This is a genomic window from Treponema sp. OMZ 798, from assembly GCF_024181385.1.
Lineage (GTDB): Bacteria > Spirochaetota > Spirochaetia > Treponematales > Treponemataceae > Treponema_B.
Window position 1 is genome coordinate 1,796,417 of sequence record NZ_CP051305.1, and the last position, 12,730, is coordinate 1,809,146.

The following is a 12,730-nucleotide window of genomic DNA, read 5'->3' on the forward strand; positions in this document are numbered from 1 at the left end:
GGGCTTAAAATTCGGTATCCGGTTCAGCCCTTTATTTTAATTCTCCGCTCGTTACGGAAAAAACATTGTCTTCTTTTTTTGTCTGCACTTTGACATCTCCTATCGGATTCCATTGCACAAAAAATGTTATAGTAGGCACAAGTTCATAATATTTTTTTACACCACCCGTACGGAGCACCGGCTTTAGCGAATAGGAGAATTTCATTAACCAATCTTTTAAATAGTGAGTTAAATCAAGGTTAAGAGATTTTAATTTAAATCCTGACTGCAATCGTGATCTTTCATCCCAAAAATAAAAAGAAGAAAGCAGATCCTTAAAAACATTTTTTTCACCGGGGATAACAATCGGCAGATTAAGAGAGTCTTGAAAATATCTTGCTATAACATCATTCCGGCTATATGCACTAAAACTTATATCTAAAAACTCGTGTATCTTAAACACAAGGCGGGGTGAAAACGAAAATGAAGAATCCGTTACTCTTATCAAATTAAAGTTAAGAGATGAATTAAATGAAAATTGCAATTTAATTCTATTTTTCCAAGCATACAATTCAATAGGCTGTGATGAGTTGGAAAAATTTATATCCAAAGATCTCGGAATAAATTCTTTATAAGGCAAGGACACCCATCCTACTCCCGAAGTCAATTTATACGGAGTATCATAACTCATTGCATAAACTGCCGACATATATTTCCATGAAAAAGAAGCGGCATATCTGTCACTTCTCTTTCCTTCAATATTATAAACATAGGATTGACTTAGAGAAATATTATAAGGCAACGAAAAATTTAAGCCGATATTAAGCGGATCCCAAAACCATTTTTTTACATTATTTTCTTTTTCAAATAATCTTGTAGAAATATTAAGTTTACCGTAAGGAAAAGCAAAGTTTCCTGTAAAGGAATAGGCTTCCAAAAGCGGGTTTAAATTCATGGATGAGGTAATCAATTGGGTATAATTTTTTAAATTAATTCCAAAACCTGCAGATGCAATATGGGTCTTAATATATTCCTTATCCCATTTTGCCTTGATAGTTTCCCATTCAGGTTTTGCAACAGTTCCCTTAAATTTATTTTGAAGAAGAACTTCCGAAATAGACCATTCTAAAAAAGTCGGTTTAAATAATTCGTTAAAAATAAACGGACTAAATTTTACGCTGTTTGAATTATTTACGCTATAAACATTTAATTTATAATTATTTAATTGGAGCTTATCCTGCTCTGCCTTGTCCTTATGCCATGTGTGTTTTTGATTATTACCGCTAAGTTCAATAGAATTGGATAAATTCAAAAAACCTTGATTATATGAAAGACGGCTGTCGATCTTAGCCTGTCCGTTTAATTTATAATAGGCTGAATAAAAATCATTCCAGTCAATGTCAAAAGGCTTTTTCCAATCCTTATGATTAAAAATTATATCTTGAAAGACGGAACCGTTTAGTTTATAGGTTAAATCATAACTTATTAAATTTAAAAACCGGTTTGTTTTTACACTGTCAATTTTATATACAGGAAAGAGGTCATTGGAAAAGGCCGGAGCTTCGTCTTTTTTTTCCTCATTATTATTTACTTTATCGTTCTTATCCTTGACAGTATCTTCTTCAAAAGGGTTTTTAATGCCTGCTATGTCTTGTGTTTGCTGTCTATTCTTTCTTTGAGATAACATCGATGTTGAAAAAATAGTACCGCCCAAGCCGGCTCTTAATTCCGGTAAAATATTTTTAGGATAGTAAAATAATCTGTCCGGAGCATACAAAGAATCGCTTCCGCTAAGGCTTTCATTTTTCTTTGATTCAAAATTAACCTTCCCTGAAAAAGACTCAAGAGACATATAACTTATCCAAGGCTTCAATACGGAAAAACTAGGATTGATCGAACCGTCAAGCTTCCATGAATAAAAATTTTCACTTGCCTGCCCTTTAGCTTCAGCCAGCTTATCTTTGTTTAAAAAATACTTAAACCAATTCATGTCTTCGCTTCTTCCCATAAAATCGCTCTTAAAAAAAGGATCCGAAATAAACGGAAACAGAATGGAAACATTGAATGGGCTCTTTGTCACGCTCATGTTAAAGTTGAAACTATATCTGAATGGAACTATTTTACCGAAAAGGTTTGCCCTATTGACAGCTTTTTCTTTACCCGGCTCTCCATACAGGGTAAATAAAATACTGTTCCTAGGATACAAGGTATAAGAAAATCCTAAAAGACCGTGAAAATCGGCTTGTTTTATATAACCCTTTTTAGGAATAATTTTTCCGTCGATACCTGCCAAATATCCAAGACCGGAATAGGCATCTGCTATAAGCTTTAGATAGGAGCCGCCCGTATCCGATGCAGGTTCATCCAATTTTTTTAAAAACAAGCCCTCAAGTTTTTGTTTTTTTATAGTATCGCTTTGCATAAAATTTGAAAACGAAGTAGCTTCATCGCTTTTAGGCGCAGGTTTGCGGCCCAAAATATAGGTAGTAGTTTGAACAAAGGCTCCTTCCCTGTTTTTAAAACCGAAGACCGGATGAAAAATCATCTCGTCAGCCGGATAATAAAAAAACGGAAAGTACATGATAGGCACAACACCGACCGACAAAAAACCGTTAAAAAAAGCCATTTCGTTTCCGGGTAAAATCCAAAGACGGCTTGCCCTGATAGACCACAGGGGATATTTTTCCTTGCTTGTCGTAAGCAGGGCATCCTTAAAAGCTATGGCACCGCTTTCATTTCTTCCGGCAAGACCGGTATGAATTCTAAAAGGGTCTTGATTTTTTTTTGCAGGAGCCTGCTCTATGATGCCGTCAACAAAGACACCCTCAAGTTTTTGAATATTAAAAATGAGAGCATCCCCTCTAAAGCTTTCCCCCTCATCGGATCCTATCTTGCGACTGTAAACAACATTACCCATTGCTGTCAAGGTTTCCCGGGTCTTATTGTGAATTATTTTATCTGCTGTGATAGTAGATACGGAATTTTCATCCGTTACCGAAATTGAAACAAAGCCGGTAAAAATAATGAGCTCATCGCTTTTAGGTTTAGAACCTGTATCGGGTAATTCTGTTACAGGGGCAGAAGGCACCTTCACATACTCGGTAAGCTCTGCAGAGTTAATCGTAACCTTTATCGGCTTTTCAGGCTTTTCCTCGGATGCCAAAACATTTACCGAAAAGAGAAAAAGAATAAAGATTACCCCCTGCAAAGCTTTTTTCATTATTCCGTCTTACCTGACTCTTTCAAGCATTTCTTTTATGTAATATCCCGTATAGGATTTTTTTATCTTTGCAACTTCTTCAGGAGTTCCCTCGGCTATGATTTGCCCTCCGTTGGTTCCGCCTTCGGGACCGAGGTCGATAATCTTATCGGCTTGCAGGATAACGTCAAGGTTGTGCTCGATCATAACGACGGTGTTTCCCTGATCAATCAGGCGGTGGATAACCTGCATGAGCTGCTTAACGTCTGCAAAATGTAAGCCCGTTGTCGGCTCGTCCAAGATATAGAGGGTCTTGCCCGTAGAGCGCTTGGCAAGCTCGTTTGCAAGTTTTACACGCTGGGCTTCTCCTCCTGAAAGGGTAAGCGCCGATTGGCCAAGCTTTATATAACCCAAGCCTACCGATAAGAGGGTTTGAAGTTTTCGGGCAATGTGAGGAATGGGAGCAAAGAATTCCGAAGCTTCCTCGATGGTCATATCCAAAACGTCGGCAATGTTTTTGCCCTTATAGCGGACATCGAGGGTTTCCTTGTTAAACCTCTTCCCTCGGCAAACATCGCAGGCTATATAAACATCGGGCAAAAAGTTCATCTCGATTGTGAGGGTTCCGTCCCCCTGACAATGCTCGCACCTTCCGCCCCGCACATTAAATGAAAAGCGGCCGGGCTTATAACCTCTCGCCTTCGATTCGGGAAGGCTTGCAAAGAGATCCCTTATCCCCGTAAAAACTCCTACATAGGTTGCCGGGTTTGAGCGGGGCGTTCTTCCGATGGGGCTTTGATCGATATTGATAACCTTGTCTATGTGTTCAAGGCCGCTCAGTCTTTTATAGGCCCCTTCAGGAAGGGAGGAGCGCATAATCTTGTTTGAAACGGCAGGGTAAAGTACATCGGTCAACAGGGTGGACTTCCCCGAACCCGAAACTCCGGTGATGCAGGTAAAGGCTCCCAGAGGAATTTTTATCGAAACGTCTTTTAGGTTATGCTCACTCACGCCTGAAAGCACCAAGGCCTTTCCGTTGCCCTCACGCCTTTTTTCGGGGATATCCATTTTAAGGGTTCCTGCAAGATATTGACCGGTTAAACTGTTTTTTACCCTCGCTACTTCCTCAGGCGAGCCTTGCGCCGTAATGTTTCCGCCGTGAACGCCTGCCCCGGGGCCTAGGTCTACAATGTAGTCGGCCGTGCGGAGAGTCTGCTCGTCATGTTCTACAACGATGAGGGTGTTCCCCAAATTGCGCAAATATAAAAGAGTGTCGATAAGGCGCTGGTTATCCCTTTGATGAAGTCCTATCGAAGGCTCATCCAAAATATAAAGAACGCCTATCAAGCTTGAACCTATCTGGGTCGCAAGCCTTATGCGCTGAGCTTCCCCTCCCGAAAGGGTTGCGGCCTTTCTTTCGAGGGTCAGGTAATCGAGGCCGACGTTTTTCATAAACTCCAAACGGGCCTTAATTTCTTTTAAGATTTGAAAGGCTATGTGTTCTTCCGTTTCGGAAAGTTTTAGTTTTTCAAAGAAGCTGATAGAATCCCCGACCGAAAGGCAGGTGAGCTCATGAATGTTTTTATTGCCCACCGTTACGGCCAGCACCTCGGGCTTAAGCCTCATCCCTCCGCAGGTTTTGCAGGGTTTTATCGACATAAACTTTTCGTAGTACTCCCTGACAGAGGCCGAGTAGGATTCGTTATACTTCCTATTCATGTCGGCCATTATGCCGGGCCAGGGGCGGTTATAAGAGTACTTGCCTGTTCCGCTTTTGGCCGTGTACGAAAACTGAATCTTCGTGTCGCCCGAGCCCTCCCAAATGATAGTTTGAATTTTTTTGGGGAGCTTGTTTAGAGGCGTATCAAGGGAAAAGCCGTATTGGGCCGCGAGGGCTTCAAAGCGCACCCTGTTCCAATCCGATTCGGGGTTATACGGAACAAAGACGCCCTCATTGAACGAAAGGCCCTTATCGGGGGCTATGAGGTCTTGGTCAAAATGCTGGGTCACTCCGAGGCCGGTACACTCCGGGCAGGCCCCTATCGGGTTATTAAAAGAAAAAAGGCGGGGCTGTAATTCGGGCATCGAAATTCCGCAGTCAGAGCAGGCATTTTTTTGCGAAAAGAAAACCTCGATTACAGGGGAATCCTTGGTGTCCTGCCTTGTAGCAAGAAGGGTTCCGCCCGAACTTTCCAAGGCAGTTTCCACGGATTCGGAAAGGCGTTTTCTTACATCGCCCGACAGTTGAATTCGGTCTACGATTATTTCGATTGTGTGCTTTTTTTGCTTATCGAGCTTTATTCCGTCTTCAAGGTTTACGAGGAGGCCGTCGATGCGGGCACGCACAAAGCCTGCGGCAATCGCATCGCTTACAATCTTTTGGTGTTCTCCCTTTTTTCCCTTTATGATGGGAGCCAGAATCTGAACGCGGGTTCCTTCAGGCCAGGCCATAATGGTGTCTATAATCTGGTCAACCGTCTGCTCCTTAATCTCCTTTCCGCAAGAAGGACAGTGGGCGTGCCCCGTACGGGCAAAAAGGAGGCGGTAGTAGTCGTAAATTTCCGTTACCGTGCCGACCGTGGAGCGGGGGTTACGGTGAGTGGTTTTTTGTTCGATAGAAATAGCGGGAGAAAGCCCCTCAATGTAGTCCACATCGGGCTTATCCATCCTGCCTAAAAACTGCCTGGCATAGGCCGAAAGGGACTCGACATAGCGGCGCTGCCCCTCGGCAAAGATGGTATCAAAGGCGAGCGAGCTTTTGCCCGAACCTGAAAGGCCCGATATAACGATGAGCTTATCGCGAGGAAGCTCCACATCAATGTTTTTTAAGTTATGTTCACGGGCACCCTTTACGATGAGCTTATTTAGGTGTCCGCCATGATTTTGATTATTCATAAGAAGATATTATACAAAAAAAAACGGCTTTTGGGAATAAGGAGAAAATACTGAAAATTCTTAAAAATTTATACTAGTTACCATGTAACTATTAAAACTTGCAATTATTTACATGGAAAGCTTCATACATATTTTTCAATTCACATATTAAACATTACTTTACCTGAGGGAGGAACTACATGAAAAAAAGGTTTTCAATGCGGAATAAGCTATTGATTATATTCGGTACTTTGATTTTTGCGGCAGGTTTTACGCTGGGTGTTTTAGGAGTACGAACAGCCCGAAAAACTGTAACTGAAAAGGTGGAGATTCACCTTAAAGATAAGGCTGCCGATACGGCTGAAATTATTGACGGAAGGGTTACGGCTTTTTTCCAATTTTTGGAAGGGATAGCCCGTATGCCTGTCTTAACCGATAAAACCGTGCCCTATGCAGAAAAAGCTGCAGTATTGGACAAAGAAGCATCTTTTAATAAAAGGTTGGATCAACTCAATTTGTACGACCTTTCAGGAACACGTACTGCAAATGACGGACAAGTTATATCGGTAAAAGACCGTGAATGGTTTAAATCAGCTGCAAGCGGAAAACGTTTTGCTTCAGAACCTCTTTTATCCCGTTCCCTTAACAAATTTGTACTTGTATTTGCTGTTCCTGTATACGATAAAGATCGAACTGTTACAGGTGTATTAAACTGCGCAATCGGAGCCGAACACCTATCCGATGATATTAATGATATTATCGTCGGAGAAACAGGAAACTGTTATATTTTAGGCCGCTCCGGAACAACAATAGCACATAAAGATTTTAATTTGGTAAATTCTCAGGATAATATTTTAAATAATGCAAAAACAAACCCTGAATTGACTTCATTAGCCAAATTTACGCAAAAAGCTTTGGACAGCACAAAAAGTGAAATAGGTTTTTATAAATATGATGGAACAACCTATATAGCATCTTATGCAAAGATGAGTAATACCGACTGGACTGTTGTTATTAGAGCCCCGATGAAACAGTTTATGGGAAGTATTGATACTCTGAGAAACAGAATGCTTTTTATAGGTTTTAGTATCTTAGCGGTAAGCTTAGTTATACTTTTCATTACATCCTATAAAATGATCAAGCCTATAAATGTTGTAGTTTCCGCCCTCAAGGATATTGCCCAAGGTGAAGGAGATTTGACCGTCCGTCTGCCCTTGGTCGGAAATGATGAGGTAACGGATCTATCCGAATACTTCAATCAAACAATCGAAAAAATAGGCTCTTCAATTAAAGTCGTAGGAAAAAACAGTGCCGAGATGACAAACACAGGTTCGGAGCTTGTAAGCAATATGACGGAAACAGCCAGCGCCGTGCATGAGATAAGCGCAAACATTGACGGAGTAAAAAAACAGGCTCTTACACAAGCTGCAAGCGTCAGTGAAACGGCAGCTACCGTAGAACAGATTATCCGGACTATAAAAAATCTTAACGGAAGTATCGAAAATCAGGCAGCAAGCGTTGCAGAATCTTCCTCAGCTATCGAACAGATGGTAGGCAATATCGCCTCAATCACTCAAACTCTGGATAAAACAAATGATGTTATAAAGACACTCGCTTCAGCCACCGCTGACGGAAAGGAAACCGTTGCGGGAGCAAACAGTGTAACTCAACGAATAGCCGAAGAATCGGGCGGGCTTTTGGAAGCCAGCAATGTTATTCAGCATATTGCAAGTCAGACAAACCTATTGGCTATGAATGCGGCCATTGAAGCCGCCCATGCAGGTGAGGCAGGAAAGGGTTTTGCCGTTGTTGCCGACGAAATACGTAAACTTGCAGAAGAATCCAGCACTCAAGGAAAAACTATCACCTCAACCCTAAAAGTACTGTCGGGAGAAATTGAAATGCTTTCGGCTGCTGCAAAGACGGCAGAGGATAAGTTCAATACTATTTTCAACCTATCCGACCAAGTAAAAACAATGAGTCAAAATTTGATGGATGCTATGCGGGAACAAGAAAACGGCAGCAAGGAAGTACTCAGCGCAATCCGTGATATCAATATGGTAACCAATCAGGTAAATGACGGATCTGCTGAAATGCTTAGGGGCGGTGAAAATGTTGCAATCGAAATGCAAAAACTAGATTCACTTACCCGCATTATAACGGACAGCATGAATGAAATGGCCGCCGGCGCAATTCAGATAAGCAATGCCGTACAGGATGTAAGTGAAATTACCCAAAAGAATAAGCGGAACATCGACAGCCTATCGACGGAGGTAGGAAAGTTTAAGGTTTAAGTTAACCGCAAGGGACCGTCATCCCCTTGCTCCGGAAAGTTCCAAATAGATTTGATCGGCGAGGCCGAAGCCGGCGTTTTTAGTCATACTGCGGCCGAGCTCATCATACATCATGTCTTGGTACATCTTTCCTGCAAAGGACTCATCCCCTGCAAGGGTTTTACCCGACAAGGTGCTGCGCATCGAATCAAGCATTATTTTTACAAAGTAGGATTCAAATTCAAGGGCCTGCTCGTAAAGCTTACTCGTTCTGTCAATCGAGTATTTTGAATGAACCGTTTCACCCGACTTTCCGAAGGAGGAAGCCACGCCTTGAACCTCCCTGTGCGTATCGGCCGGAACCGGATTTTCTATCTTCATGGATTTTAAAATATCTCCCGGAAGGCGGGTATCAAAGAGCTGTCCTGTTTTTAGGCCTGAGACGGAAGCGGAGCTTTCTCCCTGAATATTAGAAATAACGGAAGAAGCTCTTTCGGAACCTCTCAAAGATTCAAGCATTTGAGTAAAATTTTGTTGAGATTTTACGGAAGACGGAATTTCTTTTTTATTTATCAAAGAATTTTTTACGTCTTCCCTTCCCGTTTGATTTATTTGTATTTTGTTTACTTCCATCTTCTGCCCTCCCAAGCCTTAACTAAAAATTATTTTTAAGTCAAACTTATCGTTTTAAACTTACTGCAGTGCCGAGCATATTGTCGCTTGTCTGGATAGCCTTTGAATTGAACTCATAAGCTCTTTGGGCAACAATCATGTTTACCATCTCGCTTACGGTTGAAACGTTTGACATTTCCAAAAACTTGTGCTCGGTTCTTCCGAACCCGCTAAAGCCGGGGCGCCCCGGAATAGCTGCACCTGAGGCCGGGGTCTGCCTAAAAAGGTTTGTACCCTCGGCCGAAAGACCTGCATTATTTTGAAAGCGGTAAAGCTCTATCTGACCTACTTCGATCGGATCGTCTATGTCGCCGACCTTAACGGTAACACGGCCGTCTCTGCTGACGGTAATCGTGTTCTCCCTATAACCTTCGGGGAAGATGATTTCGGGCAAAACGCGCAAACCGTTTGAAGTCACAAGCTGGCGGTCTCTATCAATCTTAAAAGAACCGTCCCTTGTGTAAGCATAGGTTCCGTCATATTGAAGAACTCTAAAAAAACCTTCTCCCTGAATTGCAATATCGCTTGTTACTCCGGTGTTCTGTAAGGAACCCTGTTCAAATATTCTTTGGGTGGCGGCAAGCCTTGCACCATGTCCCATCTGAACTCCTACCGGTGTAATTGTGTCTTCGGTAGCAGGGGTTCCTGCCGTCCTTACCGTCTGATAGATGAGGTCTTCAAATTCAGCCCTCTGCTTTTTAAAGCCGCTTGTGTTTACGTTTGCCAAGTTGTTTGCAACCGTGTCGATATTTGCCTGCTGAGTGTTCATGCCTGTTGCGGCTGTCCATAAACTTCTAACCATAATTTACCTCCTATCTATCTTTTAACTGCTTCGTTCCATAGTTTGGCCATCATCGTATCTTCGGCCTGAATGGATTTTTGATTGGCCTCATAGGCCCTGTTTACTTCTATCATCCTAACCATTTCGTTGACTACATTTACATTGGATGCCTCGATAAAGCCCTGCACCACAACGGGACGCGACGGGCCTTCGGCAGCAATGGCCTTACCGGAAAGAGGCGTGTCCAGGTAAAAGCTTGATCCGTTTTTGCTCAAATATCTTTCGTTTTCAAATTCAACTATTTTTAAGCGGTCCAAATAAACGGAATCGCTTTCCGGTTGGGTAATGGGGCGTATATAGATTTGTCCGTCTTGGTTAATCTTATATTCCATATCCTGTAAAAAGATGCGGCCGTTTTCTCCCATAACCGGATAGCCTTCCTTGGTCATAAGATAGCCTTCAACTCCGACCATGAAGTTTCCATTGCGGGTATATTTTTCGCCGTAAGGTGTTTCAACGGCAAAAAAGCCCTGCCCTTCCAAGGCCAAATCGGCCGGAGAGCTTGTCTGCTTTAAGGAGCCTTGCTCAAACTCGGTAAAAATCTCGTTAGTTTCAACACCGAGACCTAACTTTCCTATAATTGGAGCTATGTCTGATGAGCCGAAGGGATTTTTTATAACTCCGTCATCGTTCAGCCTTCTTAAAAGCAATTCGGGAAAAGACTTTTGAACGGAAACATCCCTTTTAAAACTAGTCGTATCCAAGTTAGCCAAATTGTTTGAAATAACATCCAGCTGACGCTGCTGAGCCAGCATTCCGCTCGCCGCAGTATACCAACCTCTTACCATATAACCACCTCTATAAAAACTTTTTGCAAGGATTATAAAATCCTGAAAAAAGTTTTTTCAAGTAGTTTTGCATAGCAAAACTACATACAATATCACGATGTTTTGTGCTTTGCACAAAACTCGTAGATGAACAGAGAGGCTGAATTTCTGCCAAACTGTTCATCATACCTCTTACTATACGATTTTACCTTTTACTATATGATTTTCGGCATACTAAAATTTTCTTTTAGGAAAATATTTATCTAAAAAAAAATCACAACTTTTTTCTTAAGTCTTTTTTTAGTTCTCCGATAAAAGAACTAAGCACAGCTTAAATTTTAATGTGCTTCCGTCTTCTGCGGAACGACAGAGGATCCGGAAATGACATATCGGCAGGGATGCCGCGGGAATTAATAATTGCCGAAAATCACCAAAGGAGTAGGAATATGATCATTAATCACAACATGAGCGCTATGTTTTCACAGAGGACATTGGGACATACCCATTTAATGAACCAAAAAAACATAGAAAAACTTTCTTCAGGTTTACGTATTAACCGAGCGGGCGATGATGCATCCGGTTTGGCCGTATCAGAAAAAATGAGAAGCCAGATTCGCGGTTTGAACCAAGCAAGTGCCAACGCACAAAACGGCATTTCTTTTATTCAAGTTGCGGAAGCCTTCCTTCAGGAAACTACAGATGTTATTCAGAGAATCCGCGAGCTCAGCGTTCAGTCTTCCAACGGTATTTACTCGGCAGAAGACCGCTTGTACATTCAGGTTGAAGTATCTCAGCTCATCGCTGAAGTAGACCGAATCGCAAGCCACGCACAGTTTAACGGTATGAATATGCTTACCGGAAGATTTGCTCAAGAAACCGGAGAAAATACTGTTACTGCTTCTATGTGGTTCCACATCGGTGCCAACATGGATCAGAGAACAAGAGCTTACATTGGAACAATGACAGCTAAGGCTCTCGGCGTTCGCAATGTCGGAGATGAATCGATTATGACTATCGAGACACCCGAAAAAGCTAACCGCGCTATCGGTACCCTTGATGAAGCCATCAAGAAGATCAACAAGCAGAGAGCCGACCTTGGTGCATACCAGAACAGACTCGAACTCACTGTTGTAGGTATCAATATCGCAGCAGAAAACCTCCAAGCCTCCGAATCACGAATCCGTGACGTAGATATGGCTAAGGAGATGGTAGACTATACCAAAAACCAGATTCTCACACAGTCCGGTACAGCAATGCTTGCACAGGCAAATCAGGCAACTCAGAGTGTCATGACCTTGTTAAGGTAAGCTGTAAACAGTTTGACGGAAAAGCGGTTCTAAAAAGAACCGCTTTTTTATTTGTTGTTTATTCTTTTTATTTTTAGTATAATAATAAATCAACTTCAAACTGACTTTATAAAAATTTTAAAATGAAAAAACTAACCGATAAATGGCGAAAAATAATTACTATAGGCTCAATAATTTTTCTTTTTTGTTTGAGTATCTTCCTATATTTTTTTTGGGGCAGGCCTCTTATAAATTTTCTTATGGATGCAGAAAAGGTTCATGCCTATGTTGACTCTCATCCTTTTTCAAGCCGCATATTTTTTACGGCTGCCGTTTTTTTGCAAGTGGTATTTGCGGTGATTCCGGGAGGCCCTTTCGAAATAGGAGCGGGCTATGCTTTTGGAGCTGTAGAGGGAGCCTTAGTATCATTGGCAGGAATAGCAGCCGCAAGTATCTTAATTTTTTTATTTGTAAAAAAATTCGGCAGAGCGGCAATAGAAATTTTCTTTTCTCCCGAAAAAATAGAATCAATAAAAATATTTAAAAACAAAAAAAGGCTCCACCTGATTGTCTTTATCGTTTTTTTAATTCCGGGAACACCTAAGGACTTATTAACCTACATGGCAGGCCTTACACCCATACGCTTAAGCGAATGGCTAATCCTAAGTACCCTCGCCCGTTTTCCTGCTATATTAGCATCAACCATAGCAGGAAAAAGTTTAGCACAAAAAAATACGGGACTTGCAATCACCGTATTTCTTATAGGAAGTATAGCATCCTTTGCAGGGGTTTTAATTTTCAACAAACTCAATAGCCGTAAAAAAGGCTGAGCTCTTTCA

8 protein-coding genes are annotated in these 12,730 nt (G+C 41.8%); 3 read left to right on the plus strand and 5 right to left on the minus strand.

Going from position 1 to position 12,730, the window contains the following annotated elements:
• Positions 1-31 precede the first annotated feature (31 nt).
• Both E4O07_RS08430 and uvrA read right to left on the minus strand, forming a co-directional pair.
• The gene (locus E4O07_RS08430) at positions 32-3,199 is read right to left on the minus strand and encodes an LPS-assembly protein LptD (protein WP_253685011.1); all 3,168 of its coding nucleotides are present in this window, start codon (positions 3,197-3,199) and stop codon (positions 32-34) included.
• Positions 3,200-3,208: 9 nt separating this feature from the next.
• Positions 3,209-6,073, minus strand: a complete 2,865-nt coding sequence (gene uvrA, locus E4O07_RS08435; RefSeq protein WP_253685012.1) for an excinuclease ABC subunit UvrA — start codon at positions 6,071-6,073, stop codon at positions 3,209-3,211.
• Positions 6,074-6,252: 179 nt separating this feature from the next.
• Here uvrA and E4O07_RS08440 point away from each other — a divergent pair, with 179 nt between their 5' ends.
• The gene (locus E4O07_RS08440) at positions 6,253-8,346 is read left to right on the plus strand and encodes a methyl-accepting chemotaxis protein (protein ID WP_253685013.1); all 2,094 of its coding nucleotides are present in this window, start codon (positions 6,253-6,255) and stop codon (positions 8,344-8,346) included.
• Positions 8,347-8,364: 18 nt separating this feature from the next.
• Here E4O07_RS08440 and E4O07_RS08445 read toward each other — a convergent pair whose 3' ends face one another.
• Genes E4O07_RS08445 through flgF form a run of 3 tightly spaced genes read right to left on the minus strand, consistent with a single transcriptional unit; the run spans position 8,365 to position 10,626 of the window.
• Positions 8,365-8,958: a rod-binding protein gene (locus E4O07_RS08445; RefSeq protein WP_253685014.1), complete on the minus strand. Its 594-nt coding sequence runs from the start codon at positions 8,956-8,958 to the stop codon at positions 8,365-8,367.
• A gap of 46 nt (positions 8,959-9,004) precedes the next feature.
• Positions 9,005-9,799, minus strand: coding sequence for a flagellar basal-body rod protein FlgG (gene flgG / locus E4O07_RS08450; RefSeq protein WP_253685015.1), 795 nt, complete (start codon positions 9,797-9,799; stop codon positions 9,005-9,007).
• A 14-nt stretch (positions 9,800-9,813) separates the two neighbouring features.
• Entirely contained in the window at positions 9,814-10,626 is an 813-nt protein-coding gene (gene flgF, locus E4O07_RS08455) for a flagellar basal-body rod protein FlgF (protein WP_253685016.1), read from the minus strand.
• A 425-nt stretch (positions 10,627-11,051) separates the two neighbouring features.
• On the opposite strand from flgF, the gene E4O07_RS08460 reads away from it, so the two are divergent.
• Positions 11,052-11,912 (plus strand): flagellin N-terminal helical domain-containing protein, encoded by an 861-nt coding sequence (locus E4O07_RS08460; RefSeq protein ID WP_253688130.1) that lies wholly within the window; start codon positions 11,052-11,054, stop codon positions 11,910-11,912.
• Positions 11,913-12,034: 122 nt separating this feature from the next.
• Complete coding sequence (locus E4O07_RS08465) at positions 12,035-12,721, plus strand: TVP38/TMEM64 family protein (protein WP_253685017.1); 687 nt, start codon at positions 12,035-12,037, stop codon at positions 12,719-12,721.
• The last annotated feature ends 9 nt before the right edge of the window (positions 12,722-12,730 follow it).